20 protein-coding genes are annotated in these 20959 nt (G+C 68.4%); 4 read left to right on the forward strand and 16 right to left on the reverse strand.

Translation table 11 applies throughout. From position 1 onward, the window contains the following. Positions 1–10: 10 nt before the first annotated feature. From ABZ420_RS27935 to ABZ420_RS28000, 14 genes are all read right to left on the reverse strand, one after another. Complete coding sequence (locus tag ABZ420_RS27935; RefSeq protein WP_357128624.1) at positions 11–439, reverse strand: DUF427 domain-containing protein; 429 nt, start codon at positions 437–439, stop codon at positions 11–13. A gap of 29 nt (positions 440–468) precedes the next feature. Then, positions 469–1299, reverse strand: coding sequence for an acyl-CoA thioesterase domain-containing protein (locus tag ABZ420_RS27940; protein WP_357128805.1), 831 nt, complete (start codon positions 1297–1299; stop codon positions 469–471). Further along, the gene (locus ABZ420_RS27945; protein ID WP_357128627.1) at positions 1241–1951 is read right to left on the reverse strand and encodes an LLM class flavin-dependent oxidoreductase; all 711 of its coding nucleotides are present in this window, start codon (positions 1949–1951) and stop codon (positions 1241–1243) included. Before ABZ420_RS27945 ends, ABZ420_RS27940 begins: the two co-directional genes overlap by 59 nt. Before the next feature lie 45 nt (positions 1952–1996). Further along, positions 1997–2833 (reverse strand): mycofactocin-coupled SDR family oxidoreductase, encoded by an 837-nt coding sequence (locus ABZ420_RS27950; RefSeq protein WP_062967592.1) that lies wholly within the window; start codon positions 2831–2833, stop codon positions 1997–1999. 73 nt (positions 2834–2906) lie between these two features. Then, a complete protein-coding gene (locus tag ABZ420_RS27955) occupies positions 2907–4184 on the reverse strand; it encodes a cytochrome P450 (protein ID WP_357128631.1) in 1278 nt (425 codons plus the stop codon). Positions 4185–4301: 117 nt separating this feature from the next. Then, entirely contained in the window at positions 4302–4976 is a 675-nt protein-coding gene (locus ABZ420_RS27960; RefSeq protein ID WP_357128634.1) for a hypothetical protein, read from the reverse strand. 57 nt (positions 4977–5033) lie between these two features. Next, the gene (locus ABZ420_RS27965) at positions 5034–6332 is read right to left on the reverse strand and encodes an MlaD family protein (RefSeq protein WP_357128637.1); all 1299 of its coding nucleotides are present in this window, start codon (positions 6330–6332) and stop codon (positions 5034–5036) included. Next, positions 6329–7435, reverse strand: a complete 1107-nt coding sequence (locus tag ABZ420_RS27970) for an MlaD family protein (RefSeq protein ID WP_357128640.1) — start codon at positions 7433–7435, stop codon at positions 6329–6331. The genes ABZ420_RS27965 and ABZ420_RS27970 overlap by 4 nt, the downstream gene beginning before the upstream one ends. Further along, the gene (locus ABZ420_RS27975) at positions 7432–8532 is read right to left on the reverse strand and encodes an MCE family protein (RefSeq protein ID WP_357128643.1); all 1101 of its coding nucleotides are present in this window, start codon (positions 8530–8532) and stop codon (positions 7432–7434) included. Before ABZ420_RS27975 ends, ABZ420_RS27970 begins: the two co-directional genes overlap by 4 nt. After that, positions 8529–9584 (reverse strand): MCE family protein, encoded by a 1056-nt coding sequence (locus tag ABZ420_RS27980; RefSeq protein ID WP_357128646.1) that lies wholly within the window; start codon positions 9582–9584, stop codon positions 8529–8531. The genes ABZ420_RS27975 and ABZ420_RS27980 overlap by 4 nt, the downstream gene beginning before the upstream one ends. Before the next feature lie 4 nt (positions 9585–9588). Beyond that, positions 9589–10626 carry an MlaD family protein gene (locus tag ABZ420_RS27985; RefSeq protein ID WP_357128649.1) on the reverse strand — a complete coding sequence of 346 codons (1038 nt, stop codon included), beginning with the start codon at positions 10624–10626 and terminating at the stop codon, positions 9589–9591. Further along, on the reverse strand, positions 10623–11891 hold the full coding sequence (locus ABZ420_RS27990) for an MCE family protein (RefSeq protein ID WP_357128652.1): 1269 nt from the start codon (positions 11889–11891) through the stop codon (positions 10623–10625). Before ABZ420_RS27990 ends, ABZ420_RS27985 begins: the two co-directional genes overlap by 4 nt. Then, a complete protein-coding gene (locus ABZ420_RS27995) occupies positions 11888–12742 on the reverse strand; it encodes an ABC transporter permease (protein ID WP_357128655.1) in 855 nt (284 codons plus the stop codon). Before ABZ420_RS27995 ends, ABZ420_RS27990 begins: the two co-directional genes overlap by 4 nt. Further along, a complete protein-coding gene (locus ABZ420_RS28000) occupies positions 12742–13632 on the reverse strand; it encodes an ABC transporter permease (protein WP_357128658.1) in 891 nt (296 codons plus the stop codon). Before ABZ420_RS28000 ends, ABZ420_RS27995 begins: the two co-directional genes overlap by 1 nt. Positions 13633–14349: 717 nt before the next feature. Here ABZ420_RS28000 and ABZ420_RS28005 point away from each other — a divergent pair. After that, positions 14350–14958 carry a TetR/AcrR family transcriptional regulator gene (locus tag ABZ420_RS28005; RefSeq protein ID WP_357128661.1) on the forward strand — a complete coding sequence of 203 codons (609 nt, stop codon included), beginning with the start codon at positions 14350–14352 and terminating at the stop codon, positions 14956–14958. A gap of 20 nt (positions 14959–14978) precedes the next feature. On the opposite strand, the gene ABZ420_RS28010 is transcribed toward ABZ420_RS28005, so the two are convergent. Further along, a complete protein-coding gene (locus ABZ420_RS28010) occupies positions 14979–15491 on the reverse strand; it encodes a hypothetical protein (protein WP_357128808.1) in 513 nt (170 codons plus the stop codon). Positions 15492–15901: 410 nt separating this feature from the next. Further along, positions 15902–16618, reverse strand: coding sequence for an enoyl-CoA hydratase/isomerase family protein (locus tag ABZ420_RS28015; protein WP_357128664.1), 717 nt, complete (start codon positions 16616–16618; stop codon positions 15902–15904). A gap of 91 nt (positions 16619–16709) precedes the next feature. Here ABZ420_RS28015 and ABZ420_RS28020 point away from each other — a divergent pair, with 91 nt between their 5' ends. The 3 genes from ABZ420_RS28020 to ABZ420_RS28030 are packed head-to-tail and all read left to right on the forward strand — an operon-like array spanning position 16710 to position 20925. Then, positions 16710–18269, forward strand: a complete 1560-nt coding sequence (locus tag ABZ420_RS28020; RefSeq protein WP_357128666.1) for an AMP-binding protein — start codon at positions 16710–16712, stop codon at positions 18267–18269. A 38-nt stretch (positions 18270–18307) separates the two neighbouring features. Then, the gene (locus ABZ420_RS28025) at positions 18308–19501 is read left to right on the forward strand and encodes an amidohydrolase family protein (protein ID WP_357128669.1); all 1194 of its coding nucleotides are present in this window, start codon (positions 18308–18310) and stop codon (positions 19499–19501) included. Beyond that, on the forward strand, positions 19498–20925 hold the full coding sequence (locus tag ABZ420_RS28030) for a FadD3 family acyl-CoA ligase (protein ID WP_357128672.1): 1428 nt from the start codon (positions 19498–19500) through the stop codon (positions 20923–20925). The genes ABZ420_RS28025 and ABZ420_RS28030 overlap by 4 nt, the downstream gene beginning before the upstream one ends. The last annotated feature ends 34 nt before the right edge of the window (positions 20926–20959 follow it).

Below are 20959 nucleotides of genomic sequence, written 5' to 3' on the forward strand. Positions count from 1 at the left end.
TGTGGAGCGCTCAGGCCCGGGCGGACACTCCCGGGACCGCCGGAGTCGCCACACCGACGCAGACCTGTACCCGGTCCTGATAGAAGGCGACGTGCCCGTGTAGGCGCGCCACTTGGCGGATCGGGTCGTCGTAACTCCAGCACACGGCGGCGTCGCCGTCGCCGTCGAAACGCCAGTAGGTCGCCTGCCCTTTGAACGGGCATCGGCTGCTGCGCGCGTCGTCGCGCCGGAGCGCGACCCGCACGTCCTCGCGGGGGAAATAGAACACCAGACCGTGGTCCTGCTCGTCGACGAGCAGGGGCCGCGTCGTCTCGGCGACGAGCCGGTCGCCGAGCCGGGCCGTGACGAGGTTGCGGCGGCGGTGGATGTCGACGCGATAGTCGGGTCTGGCCGCGAAACCGGAGTGCTCGACCTCCGCAACGGTCCGCTGTTCATCCATCCCAGGGTTCCTTTCCGAAGCCCGACCGCTCACAGCCGCGCGGCCGCCGGGATCTCGGCGTGTTCCCGGCGCAGCGGGCGGATCATCGCCTCCTGCGTGAACGAGGCGATCAAGCGGCCGTCCTCGGTGTGCACCTGGCCGCGGACATACGACATGCCCCCGCCGACCTGCGTGCTCTCGTGGGAGTACAGCAGCCAGCCGTTCCACCCGACCGGCTCGTGGAAACTCACCGTCACGGTCATGACCGCCGTCGAGATGGTGTGGTGCGCCTGGCTGGTGCCGACACCCGCGTGCGCGCGCATGGTCGCCGATACCGAGAGGTGACCGGTGAAGTGGGCGAGCAGGGCCTTGGCGAGGTCGTCGCGGACCGGAATCGTTTCGTAGCGCAGCCAGGCGGACAACTCGGGCGGGCCGACCTCCGCGGGGTCGTTCACATCGGCGACGCCGACGATCCGCAGCTCGCGGCCCGCCATCGGCATCTCGGCCACGATCGCCTCGTCCGGCCCCGGGACTCGCGGGCGTGGCGCGTGATGCCGGATGACGTCGGCTGCCGGTGTGTCGGCCAGGACGGCGACCGACGCGCAGCGGCGACCGTTCTGTTGCACCGCCACCGCCGCCGCGGCCATCGAACGTCCCTCGTGTGTCACGTCGACCACGAACTCGAGGGGCTCGTCCGGATCGACGACACGGGTGAAGATGGCGTGCGCCGACCGGATCGATCTGCCGGGCAACCGTTTCGCAACCGCGACGAGGGATTGCGCGAGGAGCTGGGTGCCGTCGACCACCTTGCGCGATCCGCCGTCACTGGCGCCGGTGAAGGCGTTCACGCCGACGGGCACGACATCGAAGATCTCGAGCATCCGCGTCACCGAGGACTCGCCGGGCGCGGCCGTGTCCTCGATGGCGTTCGTCGCGTCTCCGCCGGGGCCGGCCCCCGGCCGGGTATGGGTCATCTGGTTCCTTCTTCTCGGTGCCGGTCCGCGGTGACCTGCCGCGGCGCGGCGGACCCGCGGTCACGCGGCGCAGTGCCTGCGCGTACTCCCCCGGGCCGGGATGAAAGCCTTCCAGCCACCAGGTCGCGCCCGCCGCCGCGATAGCTTCGACCGTGACGCAGGCCGCCTCGGGCCGGTCGGCGGGCGTCCGGCCGGTGATGACGACGTCGAACGCGGACCCGTCCGTGCGATATTCGGCGACCGCGCCGACCAGTTCGGTGACGATCCGCGGCGCCGGTCCGAACGACCCGTCGGCACCGATGATCATCGGGGCGACACCGTCCCAGCGGGCGGCACGCCGTAGCGGCGAGCGATTGGGCCAGTTGCCGCCGATCCAGATCGGCGGGCGAGGTCGTTGCACCGGGGTCGGCAGAAACGTGACGCCATCGGCCGACAGGTGCGTGCCATGGAAGTCGACCTCCGCACCGGACCACAGCGCGGTGAGCAGAGCCAGCCCTTCGTCCGACCGCTCGGCGACCGCGCGTGGCTCGGCCGGTTCGCCCCAGGTGCCGTACCGCAAACCGTTCTCACCCCCGGGCGTAGCCGTGTGACGCGCAGCCGCCTTTCACTTGAGCATGCTGCCCGCGTCGATCGGCAACGGAACACCGGTGACGAAACGGGACTCGTCCGAAGCGAGGTAGAGCACCGCGTTGCTGATGTCGACCGGCTCCACCCACGGGATCGGCAAGGTGTGGAACATCCGGCAGATCGGTTCGAGATCGGCGGGGCCCGGATTCTCCAGATCGGGGCGGAACAGCTTGTAGGTGCCGTCGTTCATCACCATCGGCGTGTTCACGTGCGTCGGATGCACCGAGTTGACCCGGATCGAGTGGTGGCCGAGTTCCACGGCGAAGGTTCGCATGAGACCGACGACGCCGTGCTTCGCGGCGACGTAATGACCCACGTTCGGATACGCCTTGAGGCCGCCCACGGAACTGGTGAGCACGATCGAGCCGCCACGGCCGCCCGCGATCAGATGCGGCGCACCGGCTTTCACGGTCTTCCACACGCCGCCCAGGTTGACGTCGATCATGTCGTCCCACAGGTTCTCCTCGAGGTCGAGCAATTGCCCGCCCTCGTTGCCGATACCCGCGTTCGCCACGATGACGTCCAGCCGGCCGAGCTGCTCGACGCCGCTGTCGACGGCGGTCTTCAGCGCGGCGAAGTCGCGCACGTCCACCTCGGCGGTGAACACCCGCCTGCCTTCGGCTTTGACCAGATCGGCGGTGGTCGCCAAATCCTCGGGGGTGGACATCGGGAAGGGCACGTTGTCGAGCTGCTTGCACACGTCGACGGCGATGATGTCGGCGCCTTCCTGCGCCAGCCGCACCGCGTGGCTGCGGCCTTGGCCACGCGCAGCACCGGTGATGAACGCGACCTTTCCTTCTACCCGTCCGGTCATGGTTACCTCTATTCGTTGTTCCGCCGAAACGGCTGGTTCGTGAGATCGCCCGTGAGCGGGGAGTTACCCCTGCTCAGGAGTTGGGCGTGAAGGTGATGTGGAGGTCGGTGAGCCCGCGCAGGATGTAGGTGGGCTCGTAGCTGTAGCGCCGCTCCCCCGCCGGTCCGTGGCGTTCCTCGTCGATGGCGATGTCCAGCATCCGGTCCAGGATGCGTTCGATCGACACGCGCCCCTCGACCCGAGCCAGCGGGCCGCCGGGGCAGGAGTGCACCCCGCGCCCGAAGGCCATGTGTTCGCGGAAATTCGGCCGGTCCAAACGGAATTCGTGCGGATTCTCGAACCGCCGCGGGTCCCGGTTGGCCGCGCCGGGGCAGAACATCACCGTCGAGCCCACCGGGATGTCTATATCGCCGATGGTCGTCGCGCGCTTCGCCAGGCGGAAACCGCTCTTGACCGGCGAATCCATGCGCAGCGACTCCTCGATGAACACCGGAATCAGACTGCGATCGGCGCGCAGCCGCTCCTGCACCTCGGGATGATCGCCCAGCACCCGCAGTGACGCGCCCAGCAACTTCGCGGTGGTTTCCTGCCCGGCGGCGAACAAGAAGGTCGCCGAGCGCACCACATCGATGACCTCGGGTGTGGAGCCGTCCGGGTACTTCGCCAGCGCCAGCGACGTCAGGACGTCGTCGCGCGGCTCGCGCCGCCGATCGCTGATGTACGAACCGAATTTCTCGTCCAGCCACTCCAGCGGATTGCTCGACACCACCTCTTTGTCCAGCGCGCCGACCCGCGACCCCGGACGCTCGGCGCCCAAAGCGATGCGGAAGTCCTCGTGGTCCTCCTCCGGCACGCCCAGCATGTCGGCCACGACCAGCAACGAGAACGGCTTGGCGTATTCGGCGAGGAATTCACACCGCCCGCGCTCCAGGAATTCGTCGAGCTGGCGGTCGGCCAGCCGCCACATGAAGTCCTCGTTCTCCTTCAGCCGCGCCGGCGTCAACAACCGGTTCAGCAACGACCGCGCGTAGGTGTGCTGCGGCGGATCCATCGTCACCATGTGCTCGAACATCGGCAACTGGCTGCGGTGCTGTTCGAGCAACTCGGTGAGGTCGTCGCCCTGGACTTCGAACGGCAACGGCGGGAACGGACCTCCCACGGCGATCGCGGAGGAGAAGACCTCCGAGTTCTTCAGCACCTCCGTCGACTCCTCGTATCCGGTCACCGCGTACACCCCGTACCGCGATTCCCGCGTCACCGGGCACTTGGCCCGCAGGTGATCGAAGTACGGATGCGGATCCGGTACGACGGCCGGATCGGTGAAGTAGTCGACCGAATCGAAGTCAGTCATGGAGAGCACTCCTGAGTGATAGAAGCTACTTAGCGAAAGGATAACATTATTCTCTTCTAGAGCGAAGATCATTCTCACGCCGCCGCGAAGAGATTCACTCGCGCGGTGGGGCGGGGATCAGGGCAGGTAGACCCGGCTCGCCAGCCAGCGGCCTCCGACGAGTTCCATGGTCATCTCGACCCGGCTGCGATCGACTCGCGGATCCGCCGAGGCGGAATTGGTCACCGTCTGATCGATGAACAGCAGGACTTCGACTTTCGTCTCCGTCGCCGACTTGACCGCGGCGTCCAGCACCGTTCCCTTACCGGTCGCTTTGTTCTCCAGCAGCAGCTGGCGCAACTGTCCGCTCGAGCGGGTGTACATATCCCGGAACTCGCCCGTCGCGCCGTCCAGTACGGCGGCGAAATCACGGTCGAGGGTGCCCGAGTCCACGCTGGTCAGCGTCATGGCATACGAGCGTGCCGCGGAAAGCCCGGCCGCCGCCGCGGCGTCCACGTCGCGTTCCTTCTTCAGCTGCCAGCCCAGGACGGCCGCCGCCGCTATGGCGGCGACCGCGACGGCCGCGGTGACGGGCAACAGGGCTCGCCGGATCAGCGGGGTCACGCGTGACAGCAGGCCCGGTCGCGCGGACGCGCTCGACTGCCGTTCGGCGGCGTCGCCGTCGGCAGGCCGCTCGTCCGGGGCCGGATCCGTCACGGCGGCCGTCTCCTCGGCCGTCTCCTCGGCTTCGCCCGGGGCGGTCGACAGCTTCTGCTCGGTCGCTACCGAGGTCGCGGTATCACTGTGACTCATGATGACTCCTCGTTTGTGGTGTGTGTGCACTGTCAGGCCGACCGTGGCCGCGGCCGGTCATCGCCGCGGCGCGGGCGGTGGGGGCGGCAGCGGCGGTCCCGCGAACGTGAGTGGAAGCGACAACGGCCCGATCGGGGTGGGGGTGGCCTGCTGGTCGGCACGCACGCCCGGCGGCGAGCCGTCCGGGATCTCCTCTCCCGGTGGACGTGGCGCATTGCGCGCGCCACGGATCAGCACCGAGGGATCGTGGTCGGGACACGACGTGTACAGATAGGGCTCCGGGAAGTCCGGCAGAGACGGCGGGCGGCGCGGCAGGTCGTAATCACAGCTGCGGCGCGGGTACAGATTCACCAGTCCCCAGATGCCGCCGTCGTGGAACGCCACGCCTATGGCGTCCAGCGTGGAACCGGCGCGCTCGGTCGGGAAGAAGAACTCCTGGAGAGCGGGGACTCGCTTGGATGTCGTGTCCGCCACCACCGCCAAGTTGTCCAGCAGCGCGGCGCCCGCGCCCGAATTCTGCGCGAGTACCGCGTCGAGCGCACGCAGGGTTCCCGGTGCGGCGCCGAGCAATTCGGCGTAACCACCGGACTTCTTTTCGACGCCGCTCAGCAAGGCATTCGTGTTGCCCGCGAACTCGATCAGACCCGGCCCGAAATCACGGATGGTCCCGAGCACCGACCGGCTGTCCCGCAGCAGGCTCACCGTCTGTGGGAGCACCGAATCCAGTGTGGAGAGCAGGAATACGCCGCCGTCGAGGATATCGGCGAGCTTGCCCGGCCCAGCCGGGCTCACGCCGAGTTCGTCCACGATGGCCGCCAGCTGGGCGGGATCCACTTGGGCCAGTGCCGAATCCAGTTCGGAGAGCGTCTTCCACAGGGGCGTCGGCGTCGTGGTGGCCTCGACGGCGATCTCCGCGCCGTCGGTGAGGTACGGCCCGTCGTCGCGGGTGGGGCGGAAGTCCAGGTATTGCTCGCCGGCCAGCGACAGGCTCGCCACACGCACCTCCCCGTCGGCGGGCACCCGGATGTCCGCGTCAACGGCGGCGACCGCGACCAGCCCGGTGCTGGTCAGCTCCACCGATTCGACCCGGCCGATCGGTACTCCGCGCAAGGTCACCTGCCGACCGGCCAGCAGGCCGCCGGAGTCGGCGAGGTGCACCCGCACCGTGATCGTCGCTGCGGTCGGATCCACGCCGAGCGCGCCGAACACCAGATAGCCGACGCCCACCACCAGGGTGAGCACCAGCGCGCCCGCGGAAAGGCCCGAGCGCCTGGCTCGTCCCGCGCGCACCACCGTCACCAGCAGCCGCGCCGGCAGTTCCAGCGCCGCCGCGCGCAGCCGGGCCGGTGTGCTCATCGGCCGGTTCCCGTCACCCGTTGCTGGAGCTTCAGCAGTGTGTAGGTGAGGCTGCCCACGAACGCTTCCCAATCCCGCGCGTCCGGCAGGCGGCTGGCCGGATCACCGGGATGGTTCGGGTCCGGCAAGACGCCGAGCGCCAGATCCCGCATGTCGGCGTCGACGCTCGCCGAGGTGCTGCTTGTCACGGCGATGACCGGTCCGAGCATCGCGTTCATCGCCGCCACGCTCGCGTTCGGGTCGGTCGCGGCGGCGTTGAGTTCCGCGGCGATCCTGTTGATGTCGGCGACCATGCCGGTGGTGGCGGCGCCGTTCAGCCCGGGCAACTTCTCCAGTTGGCCGCTGATCTGATCCACCCGCCGGACCAGTGCCAGCGCTTGCCGCGCATTGTCCTGCAGCGTGGTCAGCGCGGGACCCGCCGCGAAGACCACGTCGTCGATGGTGCGCCGCTGGGCGTGTACCTGCCGGGTGAGCTCGTCGATCTGGGCGAGGGTGGTGCGGATGTCCTCCGAGCGAGCGGCCAGTGCCCCCACCACTCGGGTGGACTGCTCGATCAAGGCGCCGACCCGCTCGCCGCGGTCGCCGACCGCTTGCCCGAGTCCGTTGACGAGAGTGGTGAGATTGCGGATCGCGCCACCGTTCACCAGCAGCGCGGCCGTGGTCAGCAACTCTTCGATGGTCGCGGCGGCAGCCGTGGCATCCCGGGCGATGCTGTCCCCGTCACGCAGGGCGGGGGTGGCGGGTGTGGCGTCCGGCGGCGGTGTCAGCGAGACGAAGACATCGCCCAGCGGGGTGGCGGTGCGCAGCTCCGCGCGCGTCCCGAGCGGCAGGACCACGCCTTGGTCGATGCCCATCGTGACGACGGCGGTGAAGTCGCGCACCGCCATACCGGTCACCTCGCCGACGTCTGCCCCGGAGAGCCGGACTTTCGCCTTGGCGGGCAGGTTCAGCGCGTTGGCGAAGTCGGCGTGGACGGTGTACTTCGCGCCGCCGATGCCGGGCGCGGGCAACGGGAGGTCCTCCAGCCCCACCGAGCACGCCGTCATCGTCGCCAGCACCGCGCCGAGCGCCGCGGCGCGCATCCCGAATCTCCAGTTCGTCATCGCGGCAACCTGGACATCGCGTCGAGCATGTCGGTGATCCCGAAGTCCGGACCGAAGTCCTGCAAAGTTCCGGTCGCACAGCCGAGTTGGCGCAAGCCCAAGATGTTGCACACCTCTTTGACGAGCTGACCGTCGAAGAACACCTTGTCCAGCAGCGCGTGCACCCGCACCCCGCGATACGGGAAATCGACCGCGTTGTACGCGTTGTTCAGCAGCAGCGGTGTCACATCGATGAACTCGGCCAGCTCACGCCGGTAGTCGGCGAGCGCGCGCGTCACGGTGTTCGCGTCGGCCACCGTGGACCGGATGCTGTCCGCGTTGTGCGTGAGCAGATCGTTCGCTTGCAGCAGGATCTGGTTGATCTGCGCGCCCGTCTCCCCCGCGCCGATGTTCAGATCGGCCAGCGCATCGCCCAATTGTGCGGTGGCGCCGCCGAATTCACGGATCACACCTTCGTTGTCGGCGGCGGCGCGCGCCAGGACGGCCAGTTGGTCCACGATCCTGGTGATCGCGTCGCGGACCTGCGCGCCGCCATCGTCACCCAGGCGCACCGCGTCGGCCAGTTCGTCCATGGTCCGGCGCAGTTGCGGGCCGCTGCCGGTGGTGATCGCCGCGGATACGCTCAGCAGCTCGGCGATCGGACCGTCGCCGGGCCGTGCGCCCTGCAATTGGCCGCCCATTCGGTCGGCGGCCCCCAGCAGGCGGTCGAACTCGACCGGCGTCCTGGTGCGATCGAGTCCGATCCGAGCGCCGTCGGCCAGGGTGGGACCGCCCTGGTAGGCCGGGGTGAACTCGACGTGGCGGTCGGTGAGGACCGAGGTCGACAACGTGACGGCCTTCGCGTCGGCCGGGATGTCGACATCGGCGTCGATCCGCATGGTCACCTCGACGTGCGAGCCGTGCGGCTGCACCGCGGTGACCTCACCGACCGGCATGCCGAGTACGGCCACCGCGTTGCCGACGTACAGGCCGGCCCCGTTGTCGAACGCGGCGGTCACGGTCGTGCCGGGGTCGCCCACCGCGTCACCGGCACATCCGGCCGACGCGCCGACCAGCAGCACCGCGCCGATCCTGACCAAGACTGATAGCGCTCTCATCGGCAGTCCTCGAAATAGGGCGGGAGGTCGATTCCGGGGGCGCGGCTGCTGATGGCGCACATCCAGGAGTCGATCAGCGGGCCTGCCGGTGCGGTGAAGTCGACTTCGTTCGCGGTGCCGGAGGCGTTGGCGAAGTTGCGCACCGGAACGGGCAGGATTTCCAAGGTGCTTCGCAGCAGTTGGTCGTTGCGGGCCAAGCTGCCGAGCAGTCCGTTCAAGCCGGTGATCAGCTCCTCGAGCTTCGGCCGGTCGTCGACGACCAGCACGCGCAGCTGGTCGGCGAGGCGGCGGGTCCCGTCCATCAGCCGCTCGATCGCGTCGCGGCGGGCGACGATCTCGCCGAGCAGGTCGCGGCCCTGCGCCGTGATCGCGGCCAGGTCGGCCCGCTGCTCGGTGACCACCGTGGTCAACCGCTGCGTCCCCGCCAGCAGCGCGCCCAGCTCGCCGCGGCGATCGCCGATGATCGTGGCAAGCGCGCGCATGTTCTCCAGCAGTCCGGGCAGCACCGCGGGCACCCCGTCCAACTGGGTGGCAAGACTGTCGAGCGATTTGCTGATCTGCTGCGCGTCGATCTGCTCGAAGGTGACCGTGGCGTTCTCCAGGGCCTGCTGCAGGTCATACGGAACGGCGGTGTGGCGCAGCGGTATCCGTCGTCCGGGCAGCCCGCCCTGCCCGGCGGGCCGTAGCTCCACGTAACGGGCGCCGAGCAAGGTGGTCAGCTTGATCGCGGCGCCGGTCTCCGCCCCGAGCGCCACGTTCTCGTCGACAGCCACCGTGACCACCACGTGGTCGCCGGCCAGTCGTTGCGCCTCGACGGTCCCGACCGGCACACCGGCGATGGTGACCGAGTCGCCTGGGCGGATGCCCGCCGCCTGGGCGAATTCCACCTCGTAGGAGACCCGGCCGACGCCGAGCGCGTTGAACCCCAGCGCGGCGGCCAGGACGGCCAGCAGCACCGCGAGCGCCAGCACGCCGAGCACACTGCGCCGGTGCGACTCGATCGGCTGCCGCAACGTCCGAATGGCTTGTGCGGCGATCTCTTTCGATTTCATACTGTCACCTGCAGATCGGTGATTGCTGGGGCTGCCCGGTCGCGGACGCGAGCCCCACGATCGTGGGCACGAGCGTGGCGAGGCTCGGGATCAGGTCGACGCCGAAATTGCACAGATAGGTGTCGAGATAAGCGCCTTCTTGGCTCACCCTGGCCAGGCCCTTCATCAGGGCGGGCAGGTTGAAGCCCAGGTAGGCGAAGTTTTCCTTGTTGTCCATGAAGTGCCGGGTGAAACCCGGTTCGCGATAGAGCATTTCGTCGAGTTCCGGTCGCACGCCCGCGACCACGCCCGCCATCCGGTCGGTCAGGGTCGCCGCGGTGCTCAGCGTGCCGAGCAGTTCGTCGCGGTGCAGTGCCAGGCCGTCGATGACCGCACGCGATCGCGTGATGAGCGCACTCACCTCACCGCTGTGCACGGCGAGATCACCCACCACCTGGTTCAGGTTGCTGATGACCGCGCCCAGTACCTGATCCGGTCCGGCCAGCGACCGGGCCAGTGTCGAGACCTGCTCGATCAGCAGCACCACCGACGTGTTGTCCCCCTGCAACGCCCGGATCAGGGCACCGGTCACATTGTCGACCTGGGCGGGGTCGAGTCCGCCGAACAGCGGCTCGAATCCGTTGAGCAGCGCGGAGATGTCGAACGAGGGTTCGGTGTGCTCGAGCCGGATCTCCCCACCCGGCCGCAGCGGGGACGGGTCACCGAAATCGGCAGGCGAGAGGCCGAGGTACCGCTGGCCGATGACGTTCTGGTAGGTGATCGACGCCTTGGTGTTGCCGGACAGCCTCTGGGCGTCCTCGACCCGGAACCGCACCCGCGCTCGCGTGCCATCCAGCTCGATCTTGTCGACGCGACCGACCCTGACCCCGGCCATGCGGACGTCGTCGCCCACCCGTAAGCCGCTGACGTCGCTGAACACCGCCGAGTACGGATCGGTCCCGCCGTCGATTCCACGGTCCAACGTCACGAAGGTGACCCACAGCAGGGCGACGGCGGCGGCCACGAAAAGGCTGACGCCGATCAGGGAGCGGCGATAGCTCATCGGGCACCTCCGCCGGGGAAGGGACCGTCACCCAGCAACGGCGCGAGCAGTGATTCCGCGCCGTCGGCTCCTCCGCTCAGGACGCGGCGGATCAGCTCCTGGAGGTCCGGCGGCAGGTCCGGTGGGGACGGGTAGTTGCGCGGATCCATGGCCGGTGGCAGTTCCTCGGTGGGTGCGGCGGTGGGAGCGGTGCTGCAACTGGCTCCGGCCAGTTCGCCGTAGCGGGGGCAGTCGGCCCTGGTGTAGGGCGTGTGCGGGGTGAACCGGAACTGGAACTTGCCGCGCCCGCGCGGGCTGTCCTGGTTCCAGAACTCGGTGAACCACAGGTCGGACAGCTTCTTGATCCGGACCACGATCGGCCCGAAAGCCGGTGAGCCGTCGGCGAAGACGTCGAGCACCGGACCCATCTGATTCGCCACGGTGACGATCTGGTCGGTGCGCCGGTCCAGCGTGTCACCTACCGAGGACAGGGTCGTGCCACCTGCCGACAGCAGCCCGACCAGTTGCTGGTTCTGCTCGGCGAAGGTTCGCATGGGCAGGACAGCGTGGTGCAGCGCGTCCAGCAGATCGGGCGCGGAGGCGTTCAGGGCGCGCACGGCGCCGGCCAGCACGGTCAGCGTCGGCGGACCACCGTCCGCGGTGAGCAGCGCGTCGAATTCCCTGGTGATGCGCTCGAGTTGCGCGCCGGCCGCGACGATGTCGGCGCCACGGCGGTCGGTCGCGGTCGCCACCGCGGCCAGCACGCCCACGGTGTTGCCGGCGCCGATCCGCGCCGCGCTCGCGATGATCTCGCGCAGTTTGGTGAGAGCGGTCTGCAACTGCACCGTCGACAGACTGCGATCCTGGCGGATTTCGGCATGCGGAGGCAGCGCCGAGCCGGGACCGTTGTCCACCAACTGGACCGACGACACGGCGAAGACATTGCTCGGGACCACCCGCGCGGTCACCGTTCGCGGGATCCCGGCGGCGGCCGCGGGATCCAGGACCAGCCGCACCCGGTTGGGACCGCCGGCGGCAGGCGCGACCTCGGCGACGGTGCCGACCAGCATGCCGCGGAACTTCACGTCCGACCGGGCGGGCAGCCCGTCGCCGAGTTGTTCCAGCAGGGCGGTCACTTCCACCTTGTCGTCGAAGCGGCCGGTGGACTTCATCAGCAGCACCGTCACGACCGCCACGGTGACCAGGACGAGGATCAGCCCGCGCACGAGCAGCGAGATCACCGAGGGGCCGCGCCCGTCTTTCTCGAACAGGATCGACATGGTCATCCTCCGAGCCTCGCGCTGGCGCCGATGCCCCAGAGCGCAATCGTGAGCAGCAGATTGACGACGATCATCAGCGAGATCGCCGCGCGCATCGCCCGCCCGGCCGCGATGCCGACCCCTTGCGGGCCACCGGCCGCGTAGAAGCCGTAGTAGCACTGGACGGTCGAGGTGAGGATCACGAAGACGACCGCCTTGAGCAGCGAGTAGACGATGTCCGGTCCGTTGAGCACCAGTTGGAAGTAGTGCTCGTAGGTTCCCGCGGACAGCCCTCCGGACAGCCCGACCACCACACGCACGGCGAGATAATTCACCGCGAGGCACACCACGTACAGCGGGATCATCGCGAGTATCGAGGCCAGGATCCGGGTGCTGACCAGATACGGGATCGAGCGAATGCCCATCGACTCCATCGCCTCGATCTCCTCGGCGATGCCCATGGCGCCCAACTGCGCGGTGAACCGGCAACCCGCCTGGGCCGCGAACGCCAGCGAGGCCATGATCGGAGCCAGTTCCCGCGTGGAGGCGGTCGAGGCGATCAACCCCACCGTCGGCTCCATTCCGAGCAGATGCAAGGCGTTGTAGCCTTCCAGGCCCACGATGGCCCCGCCGGCGGCGCCCAGCACGATGATGACGCCTGCCGTGCCGCCACCGACGACGATCGAACCGTTGCCCCACGTGACATCGGAGAGGATGCGCACGAACTCGGTTCGGTAGTGGCGCAGCATGACCGGTATCGAGAACAGTGCCCGCAGGAAGAACGTCATCATGTGCCCGAGCCGCATGACAGCGGTTCCCAGCCGAGCGAGCCCGCGCAGCGCGACGCGGGTCCCCGGCGGGCGGTACGGCGCGGCCATCACAACCCCTGCCGGGGCAGCAGGATCATCGACAGCTGGGTGACGCCGACGTTCACGGTCATCAACAGCAGGATCGAGGCCACCACGGTCGAGTTGACCGAGTTGGCCACGCCGGCGGGGCCGCCCTTGGTGGACAGTCCCTTCTCGCACGCGACGACGGCCACGATGGCGCCGTAGACGACGGCTTTGAACAGTGTCAGCACCAGGTCGCCGACCGTCGCGAACGACGCGAAGGTGGTCACGAAACTACCGGGCGCCCCGCTCTGGACGAAGACGTTGAACAGATATCCGGCCAGGAAGCCGACGAAGCAGACGACACCGGTCAGCGAAACGCCGACGACCACCGCGGCGGCCAGCCGCGGTACGACCAGCCGCCGCACCACCGACACCCCCATCACCTCCATGGCGTCCAGTTCGTCCCGGATCTTCCGGGAGCCGAGATCCGCGCAGATCGCCGAGCCGACGGCGGCGGCCATGAGCAGCGCGGCCACCATCGGCGCCCCCTGCCGGATGACCGCCAGGCCGCTCGCTGCCCCCGCCAGCGAGGTGGCGCCGACCTGCCCGGCCAGCAGGCCGAACTGGATCGACAGCGTCACCCCGATCGGCAACGACACGAAGATCGTCGGCAGCACGGCCGCCGAGGCCATGAACGCGGCTTGCCGGACGAACTCGGCGAACGCGAACCGTCCGGTCACGATGTCCACGCACAGGTATTGCAGTGCGCGCACGCCCAGCACGAACTGGCCGCCGACGGTTTCCAGGGCGGTGACGGGATGGCGGCGCAGATAACCCCGGAACCACGCGGTGATCTCCCGGGTCGCCGACGAGGCGCCGCTGTCGGCGGCCGCACGCGTGTTCTCGCGCGCGTCGGTCTCGCGGGAAATCATCATCGATCTCGAATCTTCGGGCCGGCATCCGTGGACGAGCGCGCGAGAATATTCCGAAACAGGTTTATCCCACGCGAGCTCCCCGCACTGCGGTACAAGGAATGGCCGGACGTTCGAACGGTCCAGTGACTGCCACGCTTCCGGAGCGTCGAGAATATGTTCCCGGGATGTCGACTCAGCTGTCCGACTCGAATTTCGCCCCGAGCTCACTCCGGCGACGAAGCGTCACATCGCTATTGTGCGTGCCGTTACATCACGAGTCAATAGCGAGAGGAACGGCCTGTGGCGATTCGATCGAGCACGAAAAACCGATGAACGGCAGGATGATGAAAGCACAAATGGAGTGGCGGAGCGTCCCCACCACCCGAATCGCCGAAGTTTCGCGGAAACGGCAATTCGTTTCCGAAAACGTATTGTTTTACTCGAGCCGACGCGCGACGATATGCGCGCATGCCACGGAATCGGCGCCCCGATCGACTGCCGCTCACCGCGACCCCGTTACGAGCCTCCTGACTACCTGCGTCCACTGTCTCTCGCACCACACCGCATCAGGACACCGCAGCGGATCGACCGGCGCGGATGCCCAGTGCCGAGCGGGTGCTCAGCACCCTGCTGTGCACATGCATAGCACGAGGGTGGACAATGCGTCAATAGAACCGGCTCCCGGTACTACGATACGAATTGATCCGATGACCGAATATTGCCGAAGGAGGCCGGTGGATGCCATCGTCCCGCAGGATCGGAGCACCCGACGCCAAGAATCGCGGCGTCCTGATCGACGCCGCCGAACAGCTGCTGCTGGAAGAGGGATGGGCGGCGGTCACCTCCCGCCGGGTGGCCGAACGCGCCGGACTCAAACCGCAACTGGTGCACTACTACTTCCGATCCATGGACGAACTGCTGCTCGAAATCTTCCGGCGCCGCGCGGAGCAAGGACTCGAACTCCAGGCGGAGATGATGAAAACGGAAAAACCACTGCGCGCGCTATGGGATTTCAGCACCGACGCGACGGCGGTGCGCTTCACCATGGAATTCGTCGGACTGTCCAATCATCGGCCCGCGATACGAGAGGCGGTGGCCGGCTACGCGGAGCGATTCCGGAGCATCCAGACCGAGGTTTTGCATCGCATTCTGAACGAATACGAATTCGATACCACGCGCTTTCCGCCCGCGGCCATGGCGGTGCTGATGACGAGCGTTTCCCGCGTGGTCGTGCTGGAGCGGGCGCTCGGCATGTCCGGCGGCCACGCCGAAGCCTTCGAGCTGGTCGAGCGTGAGATCGACAGACTCGAGGGCGAGCGCGGCGACGCCGGGCCTGGCATCGCCTGACCGGCGGCGACCGGCCGGGTTCAGCGTGCCGGAACCAGATCCACCTCGCAGCGGTAGGCCGGCGGCCGGAGTTCACCGGTCCGGAACGCCTCGCTCGCGCCCACGGCCTCGGCGGGCAGCCCCGCCGCGGCGAGGGCGCACGACTTGAAAGCCCGCGCGGCCACACTCATCCGATGCTGCGCGTGATCGACCCGGTGCTCCAGTTCGGCGGGCAGGTCCACGCCCCACAACGCGACTTCGGTGAGGCCGCGATCGAGGCAGTCGAGCACCCCGGCACGCACCCGGCCGTCGGACCGGTAGGTCTGCGCGGCCACGGCGACGGCCGTCGGCCAGGTGTCGTGCACCGGCGTGGTCAGCGACTGTTCCAGGTCGAGCACCGTGGCGCCGAGAATCCGCAGCGGACGCACGTTCGCGTGGTCGGCGACCAGAACTGTCACCTCCCACCCGGCGGTGGTGCGGTCGAACAGCCAACCGCCCGCGTGACGGATCACCTCGGTCGCACTCGGTGCGACGACCGCCAAGCGGTAGCGCAGCGGATGCCGCCGCGCATGGGCTCGCCAGCGCGCGACGGAGTGGAGTTCCCGAACACCTCGGTCGATGGAATCGACGGATCGTCTGACCATGGTTACCCATCCCGTAATCGAACGTGCAGTTCAGGGCAGGTCCGACCGCGAAACTCGCGCGAGCGCACGCGGTCTCGCCGACACCGGAATCGGCGAAGCCGTGCTCGGCGGCGCCCGCACGTCGAGCCGAACGGTCGAAGCCGGAGCGGACGGCACGCCAGGGCTGATGACGGAGCCCGTGCCGCTCCACCGGAAACCTACCGAACACACCGTAAATCGGTTCTTCCCGCCGTGATAATGACCTACCAAATATGCATTATGTGATTTACATCACATTCATGCCTGCACCCGCGCAACACCCACCGGCGCATGACCTGAAATCACTTGGCGCGATTCATCACTCGATCGGCGGCGCGCCAGTGCTCGTCGGCTACCCAGAGCCGGGCGAACTCCGTGACAGCCTCCTCCGCGGGGACACCGCCGATCACCCGTTTGATCGCAGCGGCGGGCAGGCTCGCCAGGGACCGGGCCACGGCCCGCCAGCCCTTGTCGAATTCGGCACGGGGCAACACCTTGTCGACCAAGCCGACTCGCTCGGCGGACGCGGCGTCGAGGATGGCGCCCGAACCGGCGAGCAGCAGCGCCCGACCCGGCCCGACCAGCCGGGTCAGCCGCTCGGCGCCACCCCACGCGGGCATGATCGCCAGCGACACCTGGTTGAACCCGATCTTGATGTCGTCGGCCGCGATCCGGATGTCCGCGGCCACCGCCACCTCTGCGCCGCCCCCGAGCGCGTGTCCGTTGAGTGCGGCGATCACCGGGCCGGGGAACGCGGCCAGCCGGTCGCAGATGCCGCGCATCCGCCGGGCCATGGCCGCCGCCTGCTCTTCGGTTCGCAGCGCGGCGAGTTCCTTCAGATCCCCGCCGGAGACGAAAGCGCGATCCCCCGCCCCGGTGACGACCAGTGCGCGGGCATCGGCGGCGGCGTCGATCGCCTTCTCCAGTTCGTCCATCGTGCCGGGCGCGATGGCGTTGCGGGCGTGCGGGCGATTGATGGTGACGACCGCCAATCCCGCCTCCAGCTCGAACTCGACCATTGCTTGTTCTCCTATAGGGAAATGTGATTCTCTTGTCGAGAGAACTATAGGTGTACCGCGCGGCCCTCCGCCACGAGACAGGAGTTCGACCATGCGCAAAGTCCCCCTCGACCTGGTCCAGCGCTACCAGGAGGAGGGCTGGTGGACCTGCGAGACGATCGGTGACCTCTTGGCAGGTGGACTGGCCGCCGCGCCCGGCACCGCGTTTCGCATCCATTCCGCGGTGCGGCCGTGGTCGGGGACGTTCGGCGATGTCGAGCAGATCGCCCGCAGGCTGGCCGCCGGGTTGCGCCGCCGCGGCGTAGGTCCCGGCGACGTGGTCGCCTTCCAGCTGCCGAACTGGATGGAGGCGGCGGCGGTGTTCTGGGCGTCGGCCTTCCTCGGCACCACGGTGGTGCCGATCGTCCACTTCTACGGGCGCAAGGAAGTCGGCTACATCTTGGCGACGGTCCGGCCGAAGGTCTTCGTGACCACCGATCGGTTCGGCAACGCCGAGTTCGCCCCCGGCCTGCGCGACGCGGTCCCGATCGTCGGCGTGGTGGGCGAGGATTTCGAGGACCTGCTCGACCCGGCGCCCATGCGGGGGACCCTTCCGGCCGACCCCTCGGGGCCCGCGCTGATCGCGTTCACCTCCGGCACCACCAGCGCCCCGAAAGGCGTGGTACACAGCCATCGGACGCTGGGCCACGAGACCAGACAACTGGCCGGGATGTACCCGGCCGACCGTGGCGACCAGCTCACCGGGGCGCCGGTCGGCCATTTCATCGGCATGGTGAACGCCTTCCTCATCCCGGTGCTCGACCGGGTGCCGATCAACCTGATCGATGTCTGGGATCCGGGCAGAGTGCTCGAGTTGATGCGCACCGAACACCTCACGGTGGGCGGCGGCGTGCCCTACTACGTCACCAGCCTGCTCGAGCATCCGGACTACACGCCCGAGCATCTGCCCCAGCTGCGCTACGCGGGGCTGGGCGGCGCGGCGGTGCCCGCCGCGATCACCACCCGTCTGGCGCGGACCGGTATCACCGTGTACCGCTCCTACGGCAGCACCGAACACCCCTCGATCACCGGATCGCACCCGACCGCCCCCGAGGCAAAACGGCTGTTCACCGACGGCGCCCCGCTGGCGGGCGCAGAGGTGCGACTGGCCGAGGACGGCGAAATCCTCAGCCGCGGACCGGATCTGTGCCTCGGCTACACCGATCCGGAGCTCACCGCGGCGGCCTTCGACGACGATGGCTGGTACCACACCGGTGACATCGGCGTGCTGGACGCGGACGGTTACCTGACGATCACCGACCGCAAGTCCGACATGATCATCCGCGGCGGCGAGAACATCAGCGCGCTCGAGGTCGAAGAGGTGCTGCTGGCCCTGCCCGGCGTGACCGAGGCGGCGGCGGTCGCCGTGCCCGACCCCCGGCTCGGCGAGCGCACCGCCGCGGTGCTGCGCCTGCAGCCGGGGCGGGCCGCGCCGCACCTGGACGAATTGCGTGCGCACTTCGGCGGCGCCGGGCTGGCCAAGCAGAAGTGGCCGGAGGAAGTGCACGTCGTCGACGACTTCCCCCGTACCGCGAGCGGAAAGATCCAGAAGTTCGTGGTCCGCGCGAACCTGGCGGCCGCACGGGTCGAGGGCGTTGCGGTACAACCCTGAAGAGAATAACATTCTCATTAATCGAAAAGGAGGCTTCCATGACTGAAGTCGAGCTGCCCTACCAGCTCTTCGACGCCGACAACCACCTGTACGAGACCAAAGACGCCCTCACCAGGTACCTGCCCAAGGAGTACGAGGGCACCATCCAGTACGTCGAGATCAAGGGCCGCACGAAGATCGCGGTGCTCGGCCAGATCAGCGAGTACATCCCCAATCCCACCTTCGACGTCGTGGCCCGGCCCGGCGCCATGGAGGAGTACTTCAAGCACGGCAACCCCGAGGGCAAGAGCAGGCGCGAGATCTTCGGTGAGCCGATGCGCGCGATCGAGGCCTTCCGCGATCCGGTGGAACGCCTGAAGGTCATGGACAACCTGCAATTGCAGCGCGCGCTGATGTTCCCGACCCTGGCCAGCCTGGTCGAGGAGCGGATGCGCCACCATCCGGACCTGATCCACGCGGTGATCCACTCGCTGAACCAGTGGATGCTCGAAACCTGGGGCCAGGACGGCAATTACGTGCACTCCGGCCGCATCTTCACCGTGCCCGTGGTCAGCCTGCCGATCGTCGAGAAGGCGATCGCGGAACTGGACTGGGTCGTCGAGCACGGCGCCAAGGCGATCCTGGTGCGCCCGGCCCCGGTGCCCGGCCTGCGCGGCATGCGGTCGTTCGCGCTGCCCGAGTTCGACCCGTTCTGGAAGCGGGTCGTCGAGCACGACGTGCTGGTCACCATGCATTCCTCGGACAGCGGCTATTCGCGCTTCGATGCCGAGTGGGATGGCAACAGCCTGGAGATGCTGCCGTTCAAGACCAACACCTTCGCGATGACCAACCAGTGGCGGCCGGTCACCGACGCCGTCGCGTCCTGGGTCTGCCACGGCGCGCTGAACCGCTTCCCGGAACTGAAGGTCGCTGTCATCGAGAACGGCTCCTCCTGGCTGGAGCCGCTGCTGCAACAGCTGTCGGACGTCTACAAGAAGGCGCCGGAGGGCTTCGGCTTCCAGGATCCGGTGGAGACCCTGAAGCGCAGCCTCTATGTCAGCCCGTTCTGGGAGGAGGACCTGCAAAGGCTGTCGAACACGATCGGCGCCGATCACGTGCTCTTCGGCTCCGATTGGCCACACCCGGAGGGCCTGGCCGAGCCGGCGCGCTATATCAACGAGATCAAGGACATGCCGCTGGAGGATCAGTCGAAGATCATGGGCGGCAACCTGGCGCGGCTGCTGAAGGTATGACCTGGCAGACCCTCCCCGAGCTGGTCCTCGACGCGGCGGACCGCTTCGGCGACGCCGAAGCGATCGTCGACGGGGACCTGCGGTGGAGCTTCACCGAACTGGCCGAGCGGGTGCGCCGGGCCGCGGGCGCCTTCGCCGCGGCGGGGATCGAGAAAGGCGACCGCGCGGCGATCTGGGCGCCGAACTCGGCGGAATGGATCGTCGCCGCGTTCGGCCTGCTCACCGCGGGCGGCGTCGTGGTGCCGGTGAGCACGCGTCTGAAGGCCGCGGAGGCGGGCGACATCATCCGCCGCAGCGGCGCCAAGGCGGTGCTGGTCCAGCAGGGGTTCCTCGGCGTCGACTACACCGGTGCCACCGATGTGCCCGTGATCGATGTGAAGTCGGATTTCCTGAGCGGGGGCATACCGTTCGAGCGGAACGTCGCCGGCACCGACATCGCCGACGTCGTCTACACCTCCGGCACCACCGGGCGTCCCAAGGGAGTGATGATGAATCACGCCCAGACGTTGCGCCTGTACGCGGAGTGGTGCGATCTTGCCGATCTGCGGGAAGGCGACCGTTATCTCATCGTCAACCCGTTCTTCCACACCTTCGGGTACAAAGCGGGTCTGGTCGCGTCGCTCATCCGCGGCGCGACGATCCTTCCGGTGCCGGTGTTCGACGTCGATCGGGTGCTGGAACTGGTGGCCCGGGAGCGGATCACGATGCTGCCCGGGCCGCCGACCCTCTACCACTCGCTGCTGGAGGCCGTGGGCGAGCATGATCTGTCCTCACTGCGCGCGGCCGTCACCGGGGCGGCCGACATTCCGGTCGAACTCATCCGCCGGATGCGCGAGGAACTCCCGTTCCAGTCGATCATGACCGGATACGGGCTGACCGAGGCGGGCACCGCGACCGCCTCCCGGCCCGGGGACACCTTCGAGCAGATCGCGACGACGGTTGGGAAGCCCTGCGACGGCGTGCGGATCCGCATCGCCGAGGACGGCGAGATCCTCGTCCGCGGTTACAGCGTGATGCAGGGCTACCTGGACGATCCGGAGGCGACGGCCGAGGCGATCGACGCCGAGGGCTGGTTGCACACCGGCGATCTGGGCAGCCTCGACACCGACGGCAGGTTGCGCATCGTCGGCCGCAAGAAGGACATGTTCATCGTCGGTGGGTTCAACGCCTATCCCGCCGAGATCGAGGGATTCCTGCTGGAACATCCCGCGGTCGCGCAGGCCGCCGTCGTCGGCGTGCCGGACGAACGGCTCGGGCAGGTCGGCCGGGCCTTCGTGGTGACGAGAAGCCCCGTCACCGAGGACGAGTTGATCGCCTGGAGCCGGGACCGGATGGCGGGCTACAAGGTTCCGCGCTCGGTGCGTTTCCTGCGCGCCCTGCCGCTGAACGCGACCGGCAAGGTGATGAAGGACCAACTGCGGTAGCAGCTGACCCGGCGGCCTGCGCGCCGGATATCGT

Origin of the sequence: Nocardia sp. NPDC005745, from assembly GCF_040630775.1 — a bacterium.
In the GTDB taxonomy this organism is placed as follows: domain Bacteria; phylum Actinomycetota; class Actinomycetes; order Mycobacteriales; family Mycobacteriaceae; genus Nocardia.

What these genes read in the sequence shown, in the direction of transcription:
- ABZ420_RS27935 (WP_357128624.1), bottom strand. Translation starts at nt 439, where the DNA reads ATGGATGAACAGCGGACCGTTGCGGAGGTCGAGCACTCCGGTTTCGCG.
- ABZ420_RS27940 (WP_357128805.1), bottom strand. Translation starts at nt 1,299, where the DNA reads ATGCTCGAGATCTTCGATGTCGTGCCCGTCGGCGTGAACGCCTTCACC.
- ABZ420_RS27950 (WP_062967592.1), bottom strand. Translation starts at nt 2,833, where the DNA reads ATGACCGGACGGGTAGAAGGAAAGGTCGCGTTCATCACCGGTGCTGCG.
- ABZ420_RS27955 (WP_357128631.1), bottom strand. Translation starts at nt 4,184, where the DNA reads ATGACTGACTTCGATTCGGTCGACTACTTCACCGATCCGGCCGTCGTA.
- ABZ420_RS27960 (WP_357128634.1), bottom strand. Translation starts at nt 4,976, where the DNA reads ATGAGTCACAGTGATACCGCGACCTCGGTAGCGACCGAGCAGAAGCTG.
- ABZ420_RS27965 (WP_357128637.1), bottom strand. Translation starts at nt 6,332, where the DNA reads ATGAGCACACCGGCCCGGCTGCGCGCGGCGGCGCTGGAACTGCCGGCG.
- ABZ420_RS27970 (WP_357128640.1), bottom strand. Translation starts at nt 7,435, where the DNA reads ATGACGAACTGGAGATTCGGGATGCGCGCCGCGGCGCTCGGCGCGGTG.
- ABZ420_RS27975 (WP_357128643.1), bottom strand. Translation starts at nt 8,532, where the DNA reads ATGAGAGCGCTATCAGTCTTGGTCAGGATCGGCGCGGTGCTGCTGGTC.
- ABZ420_RS27980 (WP_357128646.1), bottom strand. Translation starts at nt 9,584, where the DNA reads ATGAAATCGAAAGAGATCGCCGCACAAGCCATTCGGACGTTGCGGCAG.
- ABZ420_RS27985 (WP_357128649.1), bottom strand. Translation starts at nt 10,626, where the DNA reads ATGAGCTATCGCCGCTCCCTGATCGGCGTCAGCCTTTTCGTGGCCGCC.
- ABZ420_RS27990 (WP_357128652.1), bottom strand. Translation starts at nt 11,891, where the DNA reads ATGACCATGTCGATCCTGTTCGAGAAAGACGGGCGCGGCCCCTCGGTG.
- ABZ420_RS27995 (WP_357128655.1), bottom strand. Translation starts at nt 12,742, where the DNA reads ATGGCCGCGCCGTACCGCCCGCCGGGGACCCGCGTCGCGCTGCGCGGG.
- ABZ420_RS28000 (WP_357128658.1), bottom strand. Translation starts at nt 13,632, where the DNA reads ATGATGATTTCCCGCGAGACCGACGCGCGCGAGAACACGCGTGCGGCC.
- ABZ420_RS28005 (WP_357128661.1), top strand. Translation starts at nt 14,350, where the DNA reads ATGCCATCGTCCCGCAGGATCGGAGCACCCGACGCCAAGAATCGCGGC.
- ABZ420_RS28015 (WP_357128664.1), bottom strand. Translation starts at nt 16,618, where the DNA reads ATGGTCGAGTTCGAGCTGGAGGCGGGATTGGCGGTCGTCACCATCAAT.
- ABZ420_RS28020 (WP_357128666.1), top strand. Translation starts at nt 16,710, where the DNA reads ATGCGCAAAGTCCCCCTCGACCTGGTCCAGCGCTACCAGGAGGAGGGC.
- ABZ420_RS28025 (WP_357128669.1), top strand. Translation starts at nt 18,308, where the DNA reads ATGACTGAAGTCGAGCTGCCCTACCAGCTCTTCGACGCCGACAACCAC.
- ABZ420_RS28030 (WP_357128672.1), top strand. Translation starts at nt 19,498, where the DNA reads ATGACCTGGCAGACCCTCCCCGAGCTGGTCCTCGACGCGGCGGACCGC.